The sequence below is a fragment of the Agrococcus beijingensis genome (genome assembly GCF_030758955.1).
Classification (GTDB): Bacteria; Actinomycetota; Actinomycetes; order Actinomycetales; family Microbacteriaceae; genus Agrococcus; species Agrococcus beijingensis.
Genome location: NZ_CP132360.1, coordinates 582,962 through 603,702 on the forward strand (window position 1 = coordinate 582,962; position 20,741 = coordinate 603,702).

Annotated in this window: 24 protein-coding genes; 20 read left to right on the forward strand and 4 right to left on the reverse strand. The window is 71.5% G+C overall.

Annotation, left to right across the window (positions count from 1 at the left end; genetic code table 11):
* The first annotated feature begins 37 nt into the window (after positions 1-37).
* The 14 genes from secY (at position 38) to rplQ (ending at position 10,476) form a co-directional block, all read left to right on the forward strand.
* Positions 38-1,369, forward strand: a complete 1,332-nt coding sequence (gene secY / locus Q9250_RS02700) for a preprotein translocase subunit SecY (protein WP_306233034.1) — start codon at positions 38-40, stop codon at positions 1,367-1,369.
* Positions 1,370-1,951: an adenylate kinase gene (locus Q9250_RS02705; protein ID WP_306233035.1), complete on the forward strand. Its 582-nt coding sequence runs from the start codon at positions 1,370-1,372 to the stop codon at positions 1,949-1,951.
* Positions 1,951-2,778 (forward strand): type I methionyl aminopeptidase, encoded by an 828-nt coding sequence (gene map / locus Q9250_RS02710; protein WP_306233036.1) that lies wholly within the window; start codon positions 1,951-1,953, stop codon positions 2,776-2,778. Before Q9250_RS02705 ends, map begins: the two co-directional genes overlap by 1 nt.
* Positions 2,779-2,877: 99 nt before the next feature.
* On the forward strand, positions 2,878-3,132 hold the full coding sequence (locus Q9250_RS02715; RefSeq protein WP_306233037.1) for an HPr family phosphocarrier protein: 255 nt from the start codon (positions 2,878-2,880) through the stop codon (positions 3,130-3,132).
* A 25-nt stretch (positions 3,133-3,157) separates the two neighbouring features.
* Positions 3,158-4,735 (forward strand): PTS mannitol transporter subunit IIBC, encoded by a 1,578-nt coding sequence (locus tag Q9250_RS02720; RefSeq protein WP_306233038.1) that lies wholly within the window; start codon positions 3,158-3,160, stop codon positions 4,733-4,735.
* 7 nt (positions 4,736-4,742) lie between these two features.
* Positions 4,743-5,174: a PTS mannitol transporter subunit IIA gene (locus Q9250_RS02725; RefSeq protein ID WP_306233039.1), complete on the forward strand. Its 432-nt coding sequence runs from the start codon at positions 4,743-4,745 to the stop codon at positions 5,172-5,174.
* Entirely contained in the window at positions 5,174-6,298 is a 1,125-nt protein-coding gene (locus tag Q9250_RS02730) for a mannitol-1-phosphate 5-dehydrogenase (protein ID WP_306233040.1), read from the forward strand. The genes Q9250_RS02725 and Q9250_RS02730 overlap by 1 nt, the downstream gene beginning before the upstream one ends.
* Before the next feature lie 28 nt (positions 6,299-6,326).
* A complete protein-coding gene (locus Q9250_RS02735; RefSeq protein ID WP_306233041.1) occupies positions 6,327-7,244 on the forward strand; it encodes a BtaA family protein in 918 nt (305 codons plus the stop codon).
* Positions 7,245-7,370: 126 nt separating this feature from the next.
* Positions 7,371-7,592, forward strand: coding sequence for a translation initiation factor IF-1 (gene infA, locus Q9250_RS02740; protein WP_306233042.1), 222 nt, complete (start codon positions 7,371-7,373; stop codon positions 7,590-7,592).
* A gap of 67 nt (positions 7,593-7,659) precedes the next feature.
* Positions 7,660-7,773, forward strand: a complete 114-nt coding sequence (gene rpmJ / locus Q9250_RS02745; protein ID WP_056734976.1) for a 50S ribosomal protein L36 — start codon at positions 7,660-7,662, stop codon at positions 7,771-7,773.
* Between the two features lie 145 nt (positions 7,774-7,918).
* Positions 7,919-8,296: a 30S ribosomal protein S13 gene (gene rpsM / locus Q9250_RS02750; RefSeq protein WP_306233043.1), complete on the forward strand. Its 378-nt coding sequence runs from the start codon at positions 7,919-7,921 to the stop codon at positions 8,294-8,296.
* 21 nt (positions 8,297-8,317) lie between these two features.
* Positions 8,318-8,716, forward strand: a complete 399-nt coding sequence (gene rpsK / locus Q9250_RS02755; protein WP_306233044.1) for a 30S ribosomal protein S11 — start codon at positions 8,318-8,320, stop codon at positions 8,714-8,716.
* A gap of 98 nt (positions 8,717-8,814) precedes the next feature.
* Entirely contained in the window at positions 8,815-9,804 is a 990-nt protein-coding gene (locus tag Q9250_RS02760; protein WP_306233045.1) for a DNA-directed RNA polymerase subunit alpha, read from the forward strand.
* Positions 9,805-9,840: 36 nt separating this feature from the next.
* Positions 9,841-10,476, forward strand: coding sequence for a 50S ribosomal protein L17 (gene rplQ, locus Q9250_RS02765; protein ID WP_306233046.1), 636 nt, complete (start codon positions 9,841-9,843; stop codon positions 10,474-10,476).
* Positions 10,477-10,555: 79 nt separating this feature from the next.
* Here the strand turns inward: rplQ and Q9250_RS02770 are convergent, their stop codons facing one another.
* Positions 10,556-12,472 carry a glycoside hydrolase family 15 protein gene (locus tag Q9250_RS02770; RefSeq protein WP_306233047.1) on the reverse strand — a complete coding sequence of 639 codons (1,917 nt, stop codon included), beginning with the start codon at positions 12,470-12,472 and terminating at the stop codon, positions 10,556-10,558.
* A 100-nt stretch (positions 12,473-12,572) separates the two neighbouring features.
* Between Q9250_RS02770 and truA the strand changes: the two genes are divergently transcribed.
* Entirely contained in the window at positions 12,573-13,385 is an 813-nt protein-coding gene (gene truA, locus Q9250_RS02775) for a tRNA pseudouridine(38-40) synthase TruA (protein ID WP_306233048.1), read from the forward strand.
* Positions 13,386-13,482: 97 nt separating this feature from the next.
* On the opposite strand, the gene Q9250_RS02780 is transcribed toward truA, so the two are convergent.
* Positions 13,483-14,127 carry an HAD hydrolase-like protein gene (locus Q9250_RS02780; protein ID WP_306233049.1) on the reverse strand — a complete coding sequence of 215 codons (645 nt, stop codon included), beginning with the start codon at positions 14,125-14,127 and terminating at the stop codon, positions 13,483-13,485.
* Between the two features lie 108 nt (positions 14,128-14,235).
* Between Q9250_RS02780 and Q9250_RS02785 the strand changes: the two genes are divergently transcribed.
* The 4 genes from Q9250_RS02785 (at position 14,236) to glmM (ending at position 18,113) form a co-directional block, all read left to right on the forward strand.
* On the forward strand, positions 14,236-15,624 hold the full coding sequence (locus tag Q9250_RS02785; protein WP_306233050.1) for a coiled-coil domain-containing protein: 1,389 nt from the start codon (positions 14,236-14,238) through the stop codon (positions 15,622-15,624).
* Between the two features lie 180 nt (positions 15,625-15,804).
* Positions 15,805-16,251, forward strand: a complete 447-nt coding sequence (gene rplM / locus Q9250_RS02790) for a 50S ribosomal protein L13 (RefSeq protein ID WP_306233051.1) — start codon at positions 15,805-15,807, stop codon at positions 16,249-16,251.
* A 21-nt stretch (positions 16,252-16,272) separates the two neighbouring features.
* Positions 16,273-16,752: a 30S ribosomal protein S9 gene (gene rpsI / locus Q9250_RS02795; RefSeq protein WP_306233052.1), complete on the forward strand. Its 480-nt coding sequence runs from the start codon at positions 16,273-16,275 to the stop codon at positions 16,750-16,752.
* A gap of 2 nt (positions 16,753-16,754) precedes the next feature.
* On the forward strand, positions 16,755-18,113 hold the full coding sequence (gene glmM / locus Q9250_RS02800) for a phosphoglucosamine mutase (RefSeq protein WP_306233053.1): 1,359 nt from the start codon (positions 16,755-16,757) through the stop codon (positions 18,111-18,113).
* A 78-nt stretch (positions 18,114-18,191) separates the two neighbouring features.
* Here glmM and Q9250_RS02805 read toward each other — a convergent pair whose 3' ends face one another.
* Positions 18,192-18,725 (reverse strand): CGNR zinc finger domain-containing protein, encoded by a 534-nt coding sequence (locus tag Q9250_RS02805; protein ID WP_306233054.1) that lies wholly within the window; start codon positions 18,723-18,725, stop codon positions 18,192-18,194.
* Between the two features lie 104 nt (positions 18,726-18,829).
* Here Q9250_RS02805 and Q9250_RS02810 point away from each other — a divergent pair, with 104 nt between their 5' ends.
* Positions 18,830-19,783, forward strand: coding sequence for an EamA family transporter (locus Q9250_RS02810; RefSeq protein ID WP_306233055.1), 954 nt, complete (start codon positions 18,830-18,832; stop codon positions 19,781-19,783).
* A gap of 6 nt (positions 19,784-19,789) precedes the next feature.
* Here the strand turns inward: Q9250_RS02810 and coaA are convergent, their stop codons facing one another.
* A complete protein-coding gene (coaA, locus tag Q9250_RS02815; protein WP_306233056.1) occupies positions 19,790-20,722 on the reverse strand; it encodes a type I pantothenate kinase in 933 nt (310 codons plus the stop codon).
* Positions 20,723-20,741 lie beyond the last annotated feature (19 nt).

Sequence of the window (20,741 nt, forward strand, 5' to 3'; positions counted from 1 at the left end):
GCGGGCCGCCCCGATCGTCTCTCCCGGAAGGCTGCACGTGTTCAGTGCCATCGCACGCATCTTCAAGACGCGCGACCTGCGTCGGAAGATCCTCTTCACGCTCGCCATCGTGGCGATCTTCCGGCTCGGGTCCTTCATCCCCGCGCCGTTCGTCGACTACGGCAACGTGCAGGAGTGCATCGCAGCCAACTCGCAGGCGACCGGCCTGTACCAGCTGGTCAACCTCTTCTCCGGCGGCGCGCTGCTGCAGCTGAGCATCTTCGCGCTGGGCATCATGCCCTACATCACCGCGTCGATCATCGTGCAGCTGCTACGCGTCGTCATCCCCCACTTCGAGACCCTCTACAAGGAGGGCCAGCAGGGCCAGGCGAAGCTGACGCAGTACACGCGCTACCTGACCATCGCGCTGGGCGTCCTGCAGTCGACCACCCTCATCACCGTCGCCCGCTCCGGCGCGCTGTTCTCCTCCACCGGCGGCCCGGCGCTGCCGCAGTGCCAGAACCTGCTGACGAACGACTCCTGGTGGTCGATCGCGCTGATGATCATCACGATGACCGCCGGCACCGGCCTCATCATGTGGCTGGGCGAGCTCATCACCGAGCGCGGCGTCGGCAACGGCATGTCGCTGCTCATCTTCACCTCGATCGCCGCGACCTTCCCGGGCGCGCTCGGCGTGATCCTCGAGACGCAGGGCGCCGGCACGTTCATCATGGTGCTGATCATGGGCGTCGTGACGATGGGCCTGGTGGTGTTCGTCGAGCAGTCGCAGCGCCGCATCCCGGTGCAGTACGCGAAGCGCATGGTCGGCAGGCGCATGTACGGCGGCCAGTCCACCTACATCCCGATCAAGGTCAACATGGCCGGCGTCGTGCCCGTCATCTTCGCCTCGTCGCTCCTCTACCTGCCCGCGCTCGTGGCGCAGTTCAACCTGCCCGCCGACGGCTCGGCTCCCGCCGACTGGGTGCTCTGGGTGCAGGCCAACTTCACGACCGGCGACCACCCGCTCTACATGCTGGTGTTCTTCCTGCTGATCGTCGGCTTCACCTACTTCTACGTCGCGATCACCTTCAACCCTGAGGACGTCGCCGACAACATGAAGAAGTACGGCGGCTTCATCCCCGGCATCCGTGCGGGCCGCCCGACTGCCGAGTACCTCGACTACGTGCTCACCCGCATCACGTTCCCCGGATCCCTCTACCTCGGCCTGGTCGCGCTCATCCCGCTGGTCGCGCTCGCCACGGTCGGCGCCAACCAGAACTTCCCGTTCGGCGGCGCATCCATCCTGATCATCGTCGGCGTCGGCCTCGAGACCGTCCGCCAGATCGACGCGCAGCTGCAGCAGCGGCACTACGAAGGGCTCATCCGCTAGATGGCGAACCTCCTCATCGTCGGCCCTCCCGGAGCGGGCAAGGGCACCCAGGCAGCACGCATCGCCGAGGCGCTCGGCGTCCCGGCGGTCTCGACGGGCGACATCTTCCGCCAGAACATCAAGGATCAGACCGAGCTCGGCCAGCGGGTCACGGCGATCCTCGATGCGGGCGAGTACGTGCCCGACGAGCTCACGAACGAGCTGGTCGACGACCGCCTCGCGCAGGACGACGCGGCTGAGGGCTACCTGCTCGACGGCTACCCGCGCACCGCGGGCCAGGTCGAGTACCTCGACGGCGTCAACCTCCGCCGCGGCGAGCAGGTCGACGCGGTCATCCGCCTCGTGGCCGACACCGAGGAGGTCGTCCGCCGCCTGGCGTCCCGCGCCTCCGAGCAGGGCCGCAGCGACGACACCGAGGAGGTCATGCGCCACCGCCTCGACGTGTACGAGCGCGAGACCGCGCCCCTCATCGCCATCTTCGAGGAGCGCGGCCTGGTCGTCGAGATCGACGGCATCGGCGCGGTCGAGCAGGTGACCGAGCGCATCCTGGCCGGTCTGGCCGAGCGGGGCATCACCGCCTGATGCGCCGCGGTCCCTACAAGTCGCGCAGCGAGCTCGCCGCCATGCGCGAGCCCGGCCGCATCACGGCGCTCGCGCTGCAGGCCGTCGAGGCCGCGGTCGCCCCGGGCGTCACGACCCTCGAGCTCGACGCGATCGCCGAGCGGGTGATCCGCGGCGAGGGCGCGGTGCCGAACTTCCAGCTCGAGCCCGACTACGACCACACGCTCTGCGTGAACGTCAACGACGTGGTCGTGCACGGCGTCCCCGACGGCTACGCCCTGCAGCCCGGCGACCTCGTCACCATCGACTGCGGCGCGATGGTCGGCGGCTTCAACGGCGACGCGGCGATCTCGGTGGTCGTGCCCGGGGGAGACCCTGCGGTGGCGGATGCGCGGGCTCGCCTCAGCGAGGTGACGCACGACGCGCTCTGGGCCGGCATCGCGGCCCTCGCGTCGGCGAAGCAGCTGGGCGAGGTGGGCGCCGCGATCGAGGACCACATCGAGGCGCACAGCGACTACGGCATCTCCGAGGACTACATCGGCCACGGCATCGGCAAGCGCATGCACGAGGAGCCGCCGGTCTTCAACTACCGCACGCGCGTCGTCGGTCCGGCCGTGAAGCCGGGCCTGTGCGTCGCGATCGAGCCGATCATCCACGCGCGCGGCACCGAGACGACCGTCGACGACGACGGCTGGACGGTGCGCAACGCCGACGGCGCCGACGCCTGCCAGTGGGAGCACTCCGTCGCCGTGCACTCGGGCGGCATCTGGGTGCTGACGGCGCTCGACGGGGGAGCGGAGCGCCTGCGCGCGCTCGGCGTCGAGCCGACGCCGATCCCCGATCGCTGACCCTGGCGAAGATTCCTCCGAAGACCTGAACGCGGCGGGCACGCCGGTGGTAGCGTGACTGCGATCCCGGCCCCCGGCCGGCGAACGCGAAGGAGCAGCATGGCCGAGCGCACCGTCACCGTCGAGTCAGCACACGGGCTGCACGCACGCCCCGCCTCCCTGTTCGCGCAGGCCGCGGCCCGTGCGTCCGCTCCGGTCACCGTGGCCAAGGGCGAGAAGCAGGTCAACGCGGCCAGCATCCTCTCGGTCATCTCGCTCGGCGTGAGCAAGGGCGACACGGTGACCATCGCCTCCGACGACGAGGCGATCCTCGACGAGCTCGAGCAGCTGCTCGCCACCGATCACGACGCCTGATCCCCTTCACAGCACGGAGTCGACGATGACCACCACCGCACCCGCCGGGCAGAGGGGCGGTGCGCGAGTCGCCGTCCAGCGCTTCGGCACGTTCCTCTCCGGCATGATCATGCCGAACATCCCCGCGCTCATCGCCTGGGGCATCCTCACCGCCCTCTTCATCCCGGTCGGGCCGTTCCCCAACGAGAGCCTCGCGACCATCGTGGGCCCGACGATCCACTACCTGCTGCCGATCCTCATCGCCGGCACCGGTGGCCGCATGGTCTACGACACGCGCGGCGCCGTCGTCGGCGCGTTCGCCGTCATGGGCGCGATCGCCGGCTCCGACTGGCTCATCGACCAGTTCAACGCCGCGCAGCCCGAGGGCAGCGGCGACCTCGGCGACGTGCACATGTTCATCGGCGCGATGATCCTCGGACCGCTCTCGGCCTGGGTCATGAAGCAGCTCGACAAGCTGTGGGACGGCAAGGTCAAGGCCGGCTTCGAGATGCTCGTCAACATGTTCTCGGCGGGGATCGTCGCCTTCCTCATGGGCCTGGTCGGCTTCTACATCGTCGCCCCGGTCGTCAACTGGATCATGTCGGTCGTCGGAGGCGCGGTCGGCTGGCTGGTCGAGACGGGCCTGCTGCCGCTCGCCTCCGTGCTCATCGAGCCCGCGAAGGTCTTCTTCCTCAACAACGCCATCAACCACGGCGTGCTGACGCCGCTCGGCACCAGCGAGGTGGCCACCGAGGGCAGCTCGATCCTGTTCCTGCTCGAGGCGAACCCAGGTCCTGGCCTCGGCCTGCTGCTGGCCTTCTCGGTCTTCGGCGTCGGCGCCGCGCGCGCCACGGCACCCGGGGCCGCGATCATCCAGTTCCTGGGCGGCATCCACGAGGTCTACTTCCCCTACGCGCTGATGAAGCCCGCCCTCATCCTCGCGCTCGTGCTCGGCGGCGCCTCGGGCGTCGCCACCAACATGCTCCTCGGCACGGGCCTCGCGGGGCCCGCGGCGCCCGGCAGCATCTTCGCCGTCGGCGCGCAGGCCCTGCTCGTCGGCGGCGGCAACCTCGCCGGCGTGATGCTCTCGGTCGTGATCGCCACCGCGGTGACGTTCGCGGTCGCCGCCGTGATCCTGCGGGCCAGCCGCAAGCGCGACCTCGCCCGCGCGGCTGACGGCGACGACGCGCTCGGCGCCGCCGTCGCGCAGACGCAGGCCAACAAGGGCAAGTCGTCCGAGGCGCTGTCGGGCCTCGCGGCCGCCGGCGCGGCGAGCGCGACCGCCACCGCGACCGACCGCGACATGCCCGCGAGCGCGAGCGCGCCCATCCACCGCATCGTCTTCGCCTGCGACGCCGGCATGGGCTCGAGCGCGATGGGTGCGAGCGTGCTGCGCAGCAAGTTCAAGAAGGCCGGCCTCGAGGGCGTCGACGTCAAGAACGTGGCGATCGCCAACCTCGACGGCGGCGAGGACCTCGTCATCACCCACCAGGACCTCACCGCCCGCGCCCGGCAGCGCAACCCCGACGCGACGCACGTGTCGGTCGAGAACTTCATGAACAGCCCCAAGTACGACGACGTCGTCAAGCTCGTCGGCGACGCGAACGCGAACGCGAACGAATAGGAGCACCATGGCCGTCCTCTCCCTCGAGCAGATCACCACGAGCCCGCGCGCGACGACGAAGGAGGAGGCGATCAAGGAGGCCGCCGACATGCTCGTCGCCGCCGGTGCGGTGACGCCCGACTACGCCGACGCCATGCGGGAGCGCGAGGCGAGCGTCTCGACGTACATGGGCAACCTGCTGGCGATCCCGCACGGCACCAACGAGTCGAAGGAGTCGATCCTCGACTCCGGGCTGTCGGTCGCCCGCTACGAGACGCCGCTCGACTGGGACGGCAACCCCGTGAAGTTCGTCATCGGCATCGCCGGCAAGGACGGCGGCCACCTCGAGATGCTGTCGAAGATCGCCGTCGTGTTCGCCGACGAGGACGAGGTTGCGAAGCTCGAGGCAGCGCCCGACGCGGCGGCGATCCTGCAGCTGCTCGGCGACGTCAACGAGTGATGCGGGCCGTCCACTTCGGCGCCGGCAACATCGGCCGCGGCTTCGTCGGGCTGATCCTGCACCGCGCGGGCTACGAGGTGACGTTCGTCGACGTGAACCCCGAGCTGATCGGCATGCTGCGGACGGCGGATGCGTACCAGGTGCGGGAGGTGGGCCCGGAGGCCCGGATCCACACGGTGACGGGCTTCACCGGCATCGACTCGAGCGCCGACCCCGAGGCCGCGGCACGCGCCGTGGCGGAGGCCGACGTCGTGACCTGCGCGGTCGGGCCGACGGTGCTGCGCTTCATCGCGCCCGTGATCCGGGCAGGGCTGGCGCTGCGCGAGGGCGCTCCGGTGACCGTGATGGCGTGCGAGAACGCGATCGGCGCGAGCGACACCCTGCGCGCGCACGTGCTCGAGGGCGCCGAGCAGCTCGCCGGCCGGGCGGTGTTCGCCAACACCGCCGTCGACCGCATCATCCCGCCGCAGGATCCGCACGGGCTCGACGTGGTGGTGGAGGACTTCTTCGAGTGGTCGATCGACCGCACCCCCTTCGGCGGCGACGAGCCGCCCATCGCCGACGCGCTCTTCGTCGACGACCTCGAGCCGTCGATCGAGCGCAAGCTGTTCACGGTCAACACCGGTCACGCGACGACCGCCTATGCCGGCTGGGCGGCCGGCATCGGCACCATCGCCGAGGCGCTCGAGCAGCCCGAGATCCGCGCGGCGGTCGAGGCGGTGCTCGCCGACACCTCGGCGCTGCTGGTCGAGAAGCACGGCTTCGACCCCGGCGCGCACGCCGCCTACGTGGCCCGTGCGATCGCCCGGTTCGAGAACCCCGCGCTGCCCGACACCTGCGAGCGCATCGGGCGCCAGCCGCTGCGCAAGCTGTCGCGCCACGAGCGCTTCGTCGAGCCGGCGGCGCAGCTGGTCGAGCAGGGGAAGCCGGCGGATGCGCTGGTCGCGGCCTTCGGGACGGCGCTCGGCTTCGACGCGCCGGACGACGAGCAGGCGGTCGAGCTGCAGCGGCTGCTCGGATCGCTCGACGCCGAGGCCTTCGTCGCCCAGGTGACCGAGCTGCCGGCCGGGCACCCGCTGGTGCCGCAGCTGGTCGACGAGGTGCGGGCGGCGCAGCGGCGCTGAGCACTCTCGGCGGAGTGCGTCAGAATGCATGCGTGACGAGCGAGCAGAGGCCATGCTGACGCGCGGATCGCGCGAGCGGGGCCGCTCGAGCGCCAACCCGCGCCAGCGGCTGCTGCACGGCTGGGACTGGGCAGACCCCCGCATCGAGCTCGACGAGCTGGCGCCCGCCAGTCGCGTGCTGGTCTCGGCCGGCGCGGGAGAGATGGTGGCGGCGCTGGCCGCTGCGGGGCACACGGTCACGGCGATCGCCTCGAACCGGCAGCAGCTCGACTACGCCCGGCGCCGGCTCGCGGGCGGCGCGTTCGAGCCGGGCGCGGCCGAGCGGCTGTTCGACCTCGGCCGGGGCATGATCCGGGCGGCGAGCCCGGCGTGGAGCCGCCGCCGCATGCGCCAGTTCCTCCAGGAGGGCGATCCGCTCAGGGCCGCCGAGCAGTGGAAGGCGCGGCTCGACAACCGCTCGCTCGCCTCGATGCTCAAGACGATGCTCGGTCCGGCCGGCATGCTGTCGGCGCTCATCCTCCGCGACTTCGCGACGCCGATCCCGCCGCACTTCGACGAGGCGATCCGCGGCCGCATCGCGCGGGCGCTGCGCAAGCACCCGCCGCGCGACAACCCCTTCGCCTGGCGCCTGCTGTTGGGGGAGGAGCTGCCCGGGCACCGCCTGCCCGCGGTGGAGCCGGCCGCGGTCGCGTGGGTCGACGTGCCGCTGCTCGAGCACCTGGAGCGCGTCGACCCGGGCACGTACGACGCGATCTCGATGTCGAACGTCACCGACGGCGCGGAGGAGCGGTGGGTGCGCGACCTGCGCAAGGCGGCCGGTCGCGCCGTCGTGCCGGGCGGCCCGGTCATCGCCCGCTCCTTCGCCACCACGATGGACGACGACGCGGCGAAGCGCGCCCGCCGCGACCGGTCGATGCTGTGGGGCTCGATCGTCGTCCGACGCTGAACCGAGCGCTCCCGACACGCCCGGCTTGCACTTCACGCCGGAGTCCGCGTAGAGTTGACCGTTGGTGTCGTGCGCGCTCTGCGCACGTCACTCGCATGACCGGCAACCAGATTTGTAGAAGAGGATATGGCCAAGAAGGACGGCGTCATCGAGATCGAAGGCTCGGTGATCGAGGCGCTTCCCAACGCGATGTTCCGCGTGGAGCTCTCGAACGGGCACATCGTGCTCGCACACATCTCAGGCAAGATGCGACAGAACTACATCCGCATCCTGCAGGAGGACCGGGTCATCGTGGAGCTCAGCCCCTACGACCTCAGCCGCGGCCGCATCGTCTACCGCTACAAGTAACCACTGGCTGCTGGACAAGGAACGGCCGCGCATTCGCGCGTGCACGAGGCCAGCGAGGAAGAAGAACATGAAGGTCAACCCCAGCGTCAAGAGGATCTGCGACAAGTGCAAGGTGATCCGCCGGCACGGTCGCGTCATGGTCATCTGCGAGAACCCGCGTCACAAGCAGCGCCAGGGCTGAACGCCCTGGCGGCTCTCTGAGCGGCAAGCACAACTGAAGACAACCCTGCAGCGGTAAGAGCTCTCTCACGAGGGCGACACCTTGGGGAGAGGCCCAGGCACCTCCGCTGCTCCATACCTCTCAACACTCCTGAAGGAGACACACGATGGCACGCATCGCAGGTGTCGACATCCCGCGCGAGAAGCGCGTGGAGATCGCACTGACGTACATCTTCGGCGTCGGCCGCACCCGGTCGATCGCAACGCTCGAGGCCACTGGCATCGACCGCAACGTCCGCGTCAAGGACCTCACCGACGAGCAGCTGGTCGCGCTCCGCGATCACATCGAGGGCGAGTTCAAGGTGGAGGGCGACCTCCGCCGCGAGGTGGCCGCAGACATCCGCCGCAAGGTCGAGATCGGCTCGTACGAGGGCATCCGCCACCGCCGCGGCCTCCCCGTCCGCGGCCAGCGCACCAAGACGAACGCGCGCACCCGCAAGGGCAAGAAGCAGACCGTCGCCGGCAAGAAGAAGGCCGGCCGCTAGGCCGTGTGGAGGTAGAGGAACATGGCAGCTCCCAAGTCCGCGGTTCGCAAGCCGCGCAAGAAGGACAAGAAGAACATCGCAGTGGGCCAGGCCCACATCAAGTCGACGTTCAACAACACGATCGTCTCGATCACCGACATCACCGGCGCCGTCATCACGCAGGCCTCCGGCGGCGCGGTGGGCATGAAGGGCTCGCGCAAGTCGACGCCCTACGCCGCGCAGCTCGCTGCCGAGTCGGCCGCGCGCCAGGCGCAGGACCACGGCATGAAGAAGGTCGACGTCTTCGTCAAGGGCGCAGGCTCCGGTCGTGAGACGGCGATCCGCTCGCTCCAGGCCGCCGGCCTGGAGATCGGTGCGATCCACGACGTGACGCCGCAGGCGCACAACGGCGTTCGTCCGCCGAAGCCCCGCCGCAACTAGTCGCTCCTGCCGGGCAGGCGGTCCACGCCTGCCCGGCATTCCGCCGTCACTGAACACGCGAGTCATATAGCGGACTCGCGACCGAAAGGAACCGACACGTGCTGATCGCCCAGCGCCCCACTGTCACCGAGGAGACCATCGCCGAGCACCGCTCGCGGTTCACCATCGAGCCGCTCGAGCCGGGCTTCGGCTACACCCTCGGCAACTCCCTCCGCCGCACCCTCCTGTCGTCGATCCCCGGCGCCGCTGTCACGAGCATCCGTCTCGACGGCGTGCTGCACGAGTTCTCGACGATCTCGGGTGTCAAGGAGGACGTCACCGAGATGATCCTCAACATCAAGCGACTCGTGGTCTCCTCCGAGCACGACGAGCCCGTCGTCGCCTACCTCTCGCGCCAGGGCGCGGGCACGGTGACGGCTGCCGACATCACGGCGCCCGCCGGTGTCGAGATCCACAACCCCGAGCTCGTGCTCGCGACGCTGAACGACTCGGCGAAGCTGCAGCTCGAGCTGACGATCGAGCGTGGCCGCGGCTACGTCTCGGCCGCGCAGAACCGCGACGAGTTCGCCGAGGCCGGGGTCATCCCGATCGACTCGATCTACTCGCCCGTGCTCAAGGTCACCTACCGCGTCGAGGCGACGCGTGCCGGTGAGCGCACCGACTTCGACTCGCTCGTCGTCGACGTGGAGTCGAAGCCGGCGATCACGCCGCGCGACGCGATCGCGTCGGCCGGCCGCACGCTGGTCGAGCTGTTCGGCCTGACGCGCGACCTGAACGCCGAGGCCGAGGGCATCGAGATCGGCCAGGCTCCCGCCGAGGCCATCGGCTCGGGCGAGCTCGCCACGCCGATCGAGGAGCTCGACCTGTCGGTCCGCTCGTACAACTGCCTCAAGCGCGAGGGCATCAACACGGTGTCCGAGCTCGTGGCGCTCAGCGAGACGCAGCTGATGAACATCCGCAACTTCGGCCAGAAGTCGGTCGACGAGGTGAAGGACAAGCTCGTCGAGCTCGGCCTCTCGCTCAAGGACGCGGTGCCCGGCTTCGACGGTGCGCACTTCTACAACGGTTACGACGAGGACGCTCGCTGAACGCGGGCCGACTGAAGATCTAGAGGGATACGAATCATGCCCCAGCCCACCAAGGGTCCCCGCCTCGGAGGCGGTCCTGCGCACGAGCGCCTGCTGCTCGCGAACCTCGCGGCCGCGCTGTTCACGCACAAGTCGATCAAGACGACCGAGACGAAGGCCAAGCGCCTCCGTCCGATCGCCGAGCGCCTCATCACGTTCGCGAAGCGCGGCGACCTGCACGCGCGCCGTCGCGTGCTCGCCGTGATCGGTGACAAGGGCGTCGTGCACGAGCTCTTCACCGAGATCGCTCCGCTGGTCGCCGAGCGCGAGGGCGGCTACACCCGCATCACGAAGCTCGGCTACCGCAAGGGCGACAACGCGCCCATGGCGCAGATCGAGCTCGTGCTCGAGCCCGTGCAGAAGAAGCCGTCGAAGTCGAAGGCCGCCGCTGCCGCATCGTCGGCTGCCGCCGACCAGGAGGCCGCTGAGGCGAAGGCCGAGGAGGCCAAGGCTGACGAGGCCGAGGCAGCCGAGACGCAGGTCGAGTCGACCGAGGCCGAGCAGGCCGAGGTCGCCGCTGACGAGGCGTCGGCCGAGGCCGCGAACGCCGAGGCCGTCGAGGCACAGGACGTGGCGCAGGACGCCGCGACCGGCGCCGCCTCGAAGGAGAACACGCAGCGCGACGGCAAGTAGTCGAGCAGGCGAGAAGAGGGGCACCGCAGCGCGCGGTGCCCCTCTTCTGCATGGGTGCCGCGCTGCGGCGACGTCGCGCCTACTCGTGCGCCGCGCTGTCGTCGCGCGGCGCCACGGCAGGATCCGGCTCGCCCCGCTCGGGCAGCGCCGGGTCGGCCTGTGCCAGCTCCGCGCGCCGCTGCTCGGCATCCGCGGCATCCGCAGTCGCAGGGCCCGCCTGCTCGCGCTGCGCCCTGGCGATCTCGGTCGCCGCGAGCACGAGCCCCAGGTGCGAGAAGGCCTGCGGGAAGTTGCCCCAGTGGTGCCCGGTGGCGGGGTCGACCTCCTCGGCGAGCAGCCCGAGGTCGTTCCGCAGCGCGACGAGGCGATCCATCAGCGCCGTCGCGTCCTCGACGCGGCCTGACTGCGCGTAGGCGATCACGAGCCAGAACCCGCACAGCACGAACGGATGCTCGTCGCCCGAGAGGCCGTCGAGGCCCGTCGTGCGGTACCGCAGCGGGATGCCGTCGACGAGCAGCTCCTGCTCGATGCGCGCGATCGTGCCGAGGAAGCGCGGATCGGTCGCGTCGATGATGCCGATCGTCGGCAGCTGCAGCAGCGAGGCGTCGACCTCGCTGGTGCCGTAGTGCTGCCGGAACGAGCCGGTCGAGTCGTCGAAGCCGCGCGTGAGCACCTCGTCGCGCAGCGCATCCCGCAGGGCGATCCAGCGCGCCGGGTCGCCGTCGCAGCCGCCCTCGATCGCCTGCACGCCGCAGTCGAACGCGGCCCACATCATGGCCCGCGAGTGCGTGAACCACTGCGGTTCGCCGCGCATCTCCCACAATCCCTGGTCGGGCTCCTGCCAGTGCGTCGCCAGCTCGTCGAGCAGCGCCCGCTGCATGTGCCACGAGTCATGGGTATCGTCGAGCCCGATCGCCCGCAGCCGCTGGAGCGTGAGCATGACCTGCCCCAGCACGTCGTGCTGCCGCTGATCCGCGGCGCCGTTGCCGATCCGCACGGGGCTCGCACCGCCGTAGCCCGGCAGATGCTCGAGCTCCGACTCGGCCAGGTCGCGGCCGCCGTCGCGTCGATACATGATGCGCATGTCCTGCGGGTCGCCGGCGATCGCGCGCAGCAGCCAGTTGCGCCAGAGCCCCACCTTCTCGGAGAGCCGCACGGCGAGCATCGCGTCGACGGTGAGGGATGCGTCGCGCAGCCAGGTGAAGCGGTAGTCCCAGTTGCGCTCGCCCCCGGGATCCTCGGGCAGCGAGGTCGTGGGCGCGGCGAGGATGCCACCGGTCGCCTCGTCGGTGAGGGCGCGCAGCACCAGCACGCTCGTCTGCACGGCCTCGAGGTAGGGGCCCTCGTAGTCGAGCTCGGCGAGCCACTCCGACGACTCCGTCGTCGTGGTCGCGACGATCTCTGCCTCACCCACCGGCTCGGCGATCGGCAGCCAGGAATGCTGCCAGCAGAGGTCGAGCGTCTGGCGCTCGCCGGCCCGCACGGTGAACGTCGATCGGTGGCGATGGCGGTCGGCGCGAGGCAGCGGGCCGCCGCGCAGCACCAGGCGGTCGGGGCCGGCGACCGCGACCAGCACCTCCTCGCCGTGCTCGCGGGTGCGCCGGAACCAGGGCGGCACCTTGCCGTAGCCGAAGCGCACGACCAGCTCCTGCTCGATCTCGACCACACCCGCGACGCCCTCGATGATGCGCACGACGTCGGCACGGTCGTCTCCCGTGGGCATCGCATCCGTCACCGTGACGGTGCCGGTGCTCGTCACGTGCGTGGTCTCGAGCACCAGGCTGCCGGGGAGGTAGCGCCGGGTCGTCTCGGCCTCGGCCACCGGGCCGATGCGCCAGTGCCCGTGCTCGCGGTCGCCCAGCAGGGCCGCGAAGCAGGCGGGGGAGTCGAAGTGCGGCAGGCACAGCCAGTCGATCGAGCCGTCGCGGCCCACGAGCGCGGCGGTGCTGCGGTCGCCGATGAGCGCGTAGTCCTCGATGGGTTGGGGAAGGCGCATGGGGCGAGCGTAGCCGCGGCGCCTGGGTCGAGCTGCGCCGACCGAGCTGCCCCGGCCGAGCTGCCTGGGCCGGGACGCCTGGCCGAACTAGGGTGGCGTGGTGCCCCGCATCCGCCTCGACCTCGCCTACGACGGCGGCGGCTTCTCGGGCTGGGCGGCGCAGCCGGGGCTGCGCACCTGCCAGGGCGAGCTCGAACGAGCGCTCACGACGATCGCGCGCGAGCCCGTGCGGGTGACGGTCGCCGGGCGCACCGACGCGGGGGTGCACGCGAGCGGGCAGGTCGCGCATGCCGACGTGCCCGACAGCGTCGCGGTCGTGCCGCAGCTGGCCTCGCGGCTCTCGCGGCTCGCGGCGCGCGAGGGCGACCTGGTCGTGCGGTCGATCGCGCTCGCGCCGCCCGGCTTCGACGCCCGCTTCTCGGCGGTGTCGCGCTCCTATCGCTATCGGATCGTGGCGGGCCAGGCGCCCGACCCGCTCGAGCGCCGCACCGCCGCGCACGTCGCGCGGCCGATCGACGTCGACGCGATGCGACGCACCGCCGACGCGCTCGTGGGGCTGCGCGACTTCGCCGCGTTCTGCAAGCCGCGCGAGGGCGCGACGACCATCCGCGAGCTGCGCGCGTTCACGTGGGCGCAGGAGGGCGAGCTGCTCACCGCATCACTGACGGCGGATGCGTTCTGCCACTCCATGGTGCGCGCGCTCGTCGCCGCGTGCGTGCGGGTGGGGGAGGGTCGGCTCGGGCTCGCGCAGGCTGCGGCGCTGCTCGACGAGCGCCGGCGCTCGCCGCTCACGGGCCTGATGCCCGCGCACGGGCTCACCCTCGTGGCCGTCGGCTACCCGCCCGACGACCTGCTCGCCCAGCAGGCCGAGCGCGCACGGGCGCGACGGAGCGCATCCGACCTCGACGCCTGAGCATTCGCCGCCAGCGCGGGCGCCGTCGGGCCAGAGCCGCAGGCGCTCGTCAGGCCAGAGCCGCAGGCGCTCGTCAGACCGGAGCCGCAGGCGCCCGTCAGGCGGAGAGCAGCGCGGCGAGCTCGTCGACGGAGTCGACGACGCGGGTGGCGCCCGCGGCCTCGAGCTCGGCGCGGCCGCCGTAGCCGTAGGCGACGCCGATCGACGGCATGCCCAGCTCGTGCGCCGAGGCGATGTCGTTCACCCGATCGCCGACCATCACCATGTCGGCGGCGGGCAGGCCGATCGACGCGGCGGCGCGGGCGATCACCTCGGCCTTCGAGTGCCCTGCCTCGCCGGCGACGCGGCCGTGCACCCCGCGGAACCGGTGCCGCAGGCCGTAGTGGTCGACCACCGTCTCGGCGTCGGGCTGGATCTTGTGCGTGGCGACCGCCAGCGGCAGTCCGGCGTCGTCGAGGCGCGCGATCAGCTGCTCGACCCCCGGGTAGAGCGTGGAGCCCAGCAGGCCGCCCGCGGCCTGGGCGGCGCGGAAGGCGATCATGGCGCGCTCGATCTCGTCGGGCGTGCGGCCGGCCTCGGCCAGCACCGTCACCAGCGGCGGCCCGAGCCAGCGCAGCAGCTCGGCCTCCTCCGGCATCTCCCAGCCGACCGCCTCGTGCATCTGCCGGAGGCTCGACAGGAGCCCCTCCTTGGAGTCGGTGAGGGTGCCGTCGAGGTCGAAGATGATGCCGCTGGGATTCATGTCCCTCCACCATCGCAGACCCAGGCGGCCACCCGCGAGGCGGTTCGCCAGCGGCTTAGGATGGACGCTGGCCGACAGCAGCTCGGCGCGCGAGGCGAGGAGTGGTCAATGACGGAGCAGTCGGCGTTCGATCAGGTGTTCCGCGGGTACGACCGCGAGCAGGTCGACAGCACGGTGGCGCAGCTGCGCACCGAGCTCGACGAGCTGCGGCGCTCCGCAGAGGCGAGGGCGCTCGACGCTGAGGCTCGCGCGCAGCACCTCAGCGAAGACCTCGACGCCGCCGTCTCGCGAGCCGACCAGGCCGAGGCGCGCATGCTGCGGCTCGCCCAGCAGGTGCAGACGCTCGACGAGGACGACGCCGTCGACGAGGCCGACGACGACGCCGGCGAGGGCCGTCAGACGCGCGTGCGCTTCGCCGAGATCCTGCGCGTCGCCGAGGACCAGGCGTCGTCGCTCGTCGACAGCGCCTCCGCCGCCGCGCAGCGGATCCTCGACGACGCGAGCACCGAGCGCGACCGGATCCGCAAGGAGGCGCAGGAGGAGGCCGCGCGCGCGCTGCAGGAGGCGCAGCACGAGGCCGAGCTCACGCGCCGCCGCAGCGAGACCGAGCAGACCGCGCACCGCGCGCGCGTCGAGTCGGAGCTCGGCTCGCTCGGCGAGAAGGTGGCGCAGGCCGACCGCGAGGCGCAGGTGCTGCTGGGCGAGGCAGAGCGCGCCGCCGCCGCCCTGCGCGCCCAGGCGACGCGCGAGACCGACGACCTGAAGCTCGACGCCGACCGCATCGTGCGCGAGGCGAAGGCCCGCCGCGTCGAGCTCGACGCCGCCCTCACCCGCCGCCAGGACGACGCCCAGCAGGAGTTCCTCCGCCTCCACAACCAGGCCGTCGCGCACGCCGAGCGCATCACCGGCGACGCGAACGAGAAGGTCGCGTCGGCACTCGCGCACGCCAAGCACGTCGCCGAGCAGTCCGAGGCCTACGAGCAGCTCTCGAAGGCGCAGGCGGCGCAGATCGAGGCGAGCGCCAAGGCCCGCGCGTCGTCGATGCTCGACGAGGCTCGCCAGCGCTCCCAGGCGATCGTCGACACCGTCACGAAGCACACCAAGGACGTGCTGCGCGACGCCGAGGACCGCGCCCGCGGCCTGCGCTACCAGCAGACCCAGCTCACCGGCTTCATGGCGGAGGTGCAGTCGCTCATGCACGTCGCCGACGCCGCAGACCCCCGCACCTGGGGCGCCGCCGGCGCAGAGGCCGCCCGCGGCGGTTCGAGCACGGCGGATGCGTCGGCCGCAGTGCCCGCGCTGGCGGCGGAGGACCGCGAGGTCGTGCCCGACGCCTTCACCGCATCCGCCCAGGTCGTCGACCCGCTCGACGACCTGACCCTCGAGGTGGAGGCGGTCGAGGGCGAGCCGATCGAGGCCTCCGAGACGCGCGAGGAGGTCGTCGACGTCGTCTGGCACGAGGACGAAGAGGAGTACGACCCCGCGATCGACCGGTGATGCGCGGCGCGGCGCGCCGCACCGGTTGACGGGAGCTCCGCCTCACAGCTAGGATCGATCCTTGGTGCGCGCAGCCTGCGCTCGCCCGAATGAGCCCTCCACCGGATCGTTCTGCAGCATCGCTCGCAGAACACCTCGGAGCGGGATTCACGACCATCCATTCGATCAGTGAGGCTACTCATGACTCGTACGTATTCGCCCAAGGCGGCGGAGGTCCAGCACGACTGGATCGTCATCGACGCCACCGACGTGGTGCTCGGCCGCCTGGCCAGCCACGCGGCGGCCATGCTCCGCGGCAAGCACAAGCCGACGTTCGCCCCCCACATGGACATGGGCGACTTCGTCATCATCGTCAACGCCGAGAAGGTGGCCCTCACCGGCCAGAAGCTCCAGAAGAAGATCGCCTACCGGCACTCGGGCTACCCGGGCGGCCTCAAGGCGACCAACTACGTCGAGATGCTCGAGCGCTGGCCCGTCCGCACGGTCGAGAAGGCGATCCGCGGCATGCTGCCGAAGAACTCGCTCGGCCGCGCCCAGATCAAGAAGCTCAAGGTCTACGCAGGCCCCGAGCACCCGCACGCGGCGCAGCAGCCGACCCCCTACACGTTCGACCAGGTCGCCCAGTAGGGGCGCGAGGAGACAGCAGACATGGCGAAGATCGCAGACTCCATCGAGGCTCCCGAGAGCTTCTCGACCGAGACGCCCGCGGCTGAGGCTCCCAAGGCCCCCCGCGTCGTCAACATCGGCGGCCAGGCCGTCGGCCGTCGCAAGCAGGCCATCGCCCGCGTGCGGCTGACCCCCGGCTCCGGCTCGTTCACGGTGAACGGCCGCACGCTCGAGGACTACTTCCCGAACAAGCTGCACCAGCAGCTCATCAACGACCCGTTCACGCTCCTCGAGCTGAGCGGCTCGTACGACGTGATCGCCCGCATCTCGGGCGGCGGCCCCTCGGGCCAGGCCGGCGCGCTCCGCCTCGGCATCGCTCGCGCGCTGAACGAGATCGACGTCGAGAACAACCGCCCGGAGCTCAAGAAGGCCGGCTTCCTCTCGCGCGACGCTCGCGTCATCGAGCGCAAGAAGGCCGGTCTCAAGAAGGCCCGCAAGGCGCCGCAGTACTCGAAGCGCTGATCTTGTCGCGCCTCTTCGGCACGGATGGCGTCCGCGGGCTCGCGGGCCTCGACATCACGGCAGAATCGGCGTTGGCGCTTGCACAGGGCGCCGCACTCGTGCTCGGGCGATCAGCCCGGCAGGAGGCGCGGCGCCCTGTTGCCGTCGTCGCCCGGGATCCCCGGATCTCCGGTGAGTTCATCACCGCCGCCGTCTCCGCCGGGCTCGCCTCGAGCGGCGTCGACGTGCTCGACGCCGGCGTCATCCCGACGCCGGCTGCCGCCTACCTGGTGCAGGACATCGGCGCCGACTTCGGCGTCATGATCTCGGCGTCGCACAATCCGGCGCCCGACAACGGCATCAAGTTCTTCGCCAAGGGCGGCCGCAAGCTGCCCGACGCCGTCGAGGACGAGATCGAGGCTGGGCTGGCAGCGGCTCCGCTGCGGCCGATCGGCGCCGAGGTCGGCACGGTCAACCGCTTCGCCGACGCCGAGGACCGCTACCTCGTGCATCTGCTCGGCACGCTCGACGTCAGCCTCGCCGGCCTGCACGTGGCACTCGACTGCGCGCACGGCGCAGCCGCGGGCGTCAGCCCGCAGGCGTTCGCGGACGCGGGCGCGAAGGTCACCGTGATGGGCAACGACCCCGACGGGCTCAACATCAACCGCGAGGTCGGCTCCACGCACCTCGAGCAGCTGCGCGACCTGGTGCTCTCGTCGGGCGCCGACCTGGGCATCGCCCACGACGGCGACGCCGACCGCTGCCTCGCGATCGACGCCGACGGCAATGTCGTCAACGGCGACCAGATCATGGCGCTGCTGGCGGTGTCGGGCAAGCGTCGCGGCCGGCTCACCGACGACACCCTCGTCGCGACCGTCATGTCGAACCTGGGGCTGCGCGTCGCCATGGAGCAGCACGGCATCGAGCTCGTGCAGACCGCGGTCGGCGACCGCTACGTGCTCGAGGCGCTCGGCGAGTACGGGCTGGCGCTCGGCGGCGAGCAGTCGGGTCACGTGATCTTCTCGCGCTACGCCACCACCGGCGACGGCGTGCTCACGGGCCTCCAGATCGCGGCCGAGATGGTGCGCACCGGCAAGACGCTCGCCGAGCTCGCCTCGGTGATGGAGGTCTTCCCGCAGGTGCTGGTCAACGTCTCGGGCGTCGATCGACTGGGGCTGCGCGGCAACCAGCCGATCGCCGACGCCGTGGCGAAGGCCGAGGCCGAGCTCGGCGCCAACGGCCGCGTGCTGCTGCGGCCCTCGGGCACCGAGAAGATGGTGCGCGTGATGGTCGAGGCGCATGAGCGCCATGTCGCGCAGTCGATCGCCGACGAGCTCGCGGCGCTGGTGCGGCAGCAGCTCACGGTGGGCGCCGAGGCGTAGCCGGCTGCCGGGGGTCGTCGCGGCCCCCGGCAGCCGGCGCCGGTGCACCAGCAGGTCGCGCCGCGCGTCGCGCCGCCGTCAGCCGTGCCGACGGCGGAACGCGGCGACGTTCGTGCGCGACTGGCAGGTGGTCGAGCAGAAGCGCCGCGAGCGGTTGCGCGACAGGTCGACGAACATGCGCTCGCAGCGGTCGTCGGCGCACCGGCTGCACCGCGCGAGGTCGTCGACCCGCACGAGGTCGGCGAGCGCCATCGCGGCGTCGACCGCGATCGCGTCGGCGAGCGGTGCGGTCGGCGGCAGACCGTGCAGGTGCCAGTCGAGCCCGTCGTGCTGCACGAGCCGGGGTCGTGCCGCCGTCCGGTCGAAGATGCCGTTCACCGCGACCGCGACGGTGTCGCGATCGGCGTCCCACATCGTCTCGACGGCCGGCAGATGGGCCCACGTGGCCGCCGCGTCAGCCTCGGTCGCGGCGTCGGCTCCGGGGAACCTCCACTCGCCGCACACTGCGCGCAGGTCGGCGGCGGTCTGCAGCGCGCCGGCGCGCCGCCGGTTGCAGACGTCGGCGATGAACTCCAGCGAGCGGATGAGCTCCGTGGGGTAGGGCAGCGGCACTGGTGCACCTCGACTACGATCGCGACTGTCATGGCCATCGGCGGTGACACCCGTGCCGCCTCGGTGAGCACGATCGTAGCCCTCAGCGAAGCAGTGAGCCGACCATGCAGTCTCGCCGTCCTCTCGGGTTCGCCTTCGCCCTCGCGAGCGCCGGCTCCTTCGGGCTCTCCGGCATCTTCGCGTCGGCACTGCTCGACGGCGGGTGGAGCGCCGGCGCGGTCACCACGGTGCGCATCGCCGGCGGCGCGCTCGTGCTGCTGCTGCCCACGCTCCGGCTGCTCAGGGGGCGGTGGGATGCGGTGCTCCGGTCGTGGCGCGAGGTGCTGGTGCTGGGCCTCCTGGCCGTCGCGCTCTGCCAGCTGGCGTTCTTCAGCGCGGTGGTGTTCATCGAGCCCTCGCTCGCGCTGCTGATCGAGTTCCTCGGCCCGGTGCTGCTCGTGCTGCTCGGCTGGGCGGTCACGCGCAGGGCCCCGGCCCGGCTCACGCTCGCGGGCGCCGGGGTCGCGCTGGTCGGGCTCGCGCTCATCTCGGGCATCGGCGGCGACGCGCTGCACCCGGTCGGCGTGCTGCTCGCCCTGCTGGCCGCCGTCGGCAACGCCGGCTACTGGGTGGCCGCGTCGAAGGCCGACTCCGAGCTGCACCCGATCGCGCTCGCAGGGCTCGGGCTCGTCGTCGGCGCGATCGTGCTCGGTGCGGCGTCGGCGACGGGCCTGCTGCCGTTCGTCGTGAGCGCGGCGCCCGTGCAGCTCGCCGGTGCGACCGTGCAGGCGTGGCTCGTCGTGCTGCTGCTCGTGGTGATCGCGACCGCCACCGCCTACGTGATCGGCATCCTCGGCGCGCGCCGCCTGGGTGCCACGCTCGCGAGCTTCGTCGGCTACTCGGAGCCCATGTTCGGCATCCTCTGGACGGCCGTGCTGCTGCTCGTGCTGCCCTCGCCCATGCAGTGGCTCGGCGCGATCGCGATCGTGGTGGGCGTCGTGCTCGTGAAGCTGGGGCAGGTCGATCGTCCGCGGGCGTCGAGGTCGCCGGCGATCGTCGAGGGGATCCCCAGCCCGTGAGGCGCCTCACACCTTCCTGAGCAGCACGCTCCTGATCGAGTGGTCGTCGGCCTTCCGCAGCACCAGGTCGGCGCGCGAGCGGGTCGGCAGGATGTGCGAGACCAGGTTCGGCCCGTTGATGGTGTCCCACATCTCGGAGGAGTAGGCGCGCGCCTGCGCGTCGGACATCGAGGCGAAGCGGTGGAAGTACGACTGCGGATCCTGGAACGCGGTCGCCTTCAGCGCGAAGAAGCGCTCGACGTACCACTCGCGGATCGCGCTCGTGCGCGCATCCACGTAGACCGAGAAGTCGAAGAGGTCGGAGACCGCCAGGTGCGCTCCCGAGGGCGGCGGCTGCAGCACGTTGAGGCCCTCGACGACGAGGATGTCGGGCCGGCGCACGACGATCTCCTCGCCCGGCACGATGTCGTAGGTCAGGTGCGAGTAGACGGGCGCCCGCACCTCGGCGGCCCCCGACTTCACGCGCGTCACGAACTGCAGCAGCGCACGCCGGTCGTACGACTCGGGGAAGCCCTTGCGGTGCATGATGCCGCGCTGCTCGAGCACCCGGTTCGGGTGCAGGAAGCCGTCGGTGGTCATCAGGTCGACCTTGGGCGAGCCCTCCCAGCGCTTCAGCAGCTCCTGCAGCAGCCGCGCCGTGGTCGACTTGCCGACGGCGACCGACCCGGCGACACCGATCACGAACGGGGTGGGATGCGTCGGGGCACCCAGGAAGCCGGTGGTCTCGCGGTGGAGGCGGGCCGCCGACTCCTGATACAGGCTGATCAGGCGGGAGAGCGGCAGGTACACCTCGGCGACCTCGCGCAGCTCGAGGCGGTCGCCGGTGCCGCGGAGCCGCCGCACCTCGGCCTCGGCGAGCGGGTCGGGCATGCGGGGAGCGAGCCGTGCCCAGTCGGCTCGGTCGATCTCGACGAACGGCGACTGGATCGGGTGCGACATCGCTCGCGAGCCTATCGCC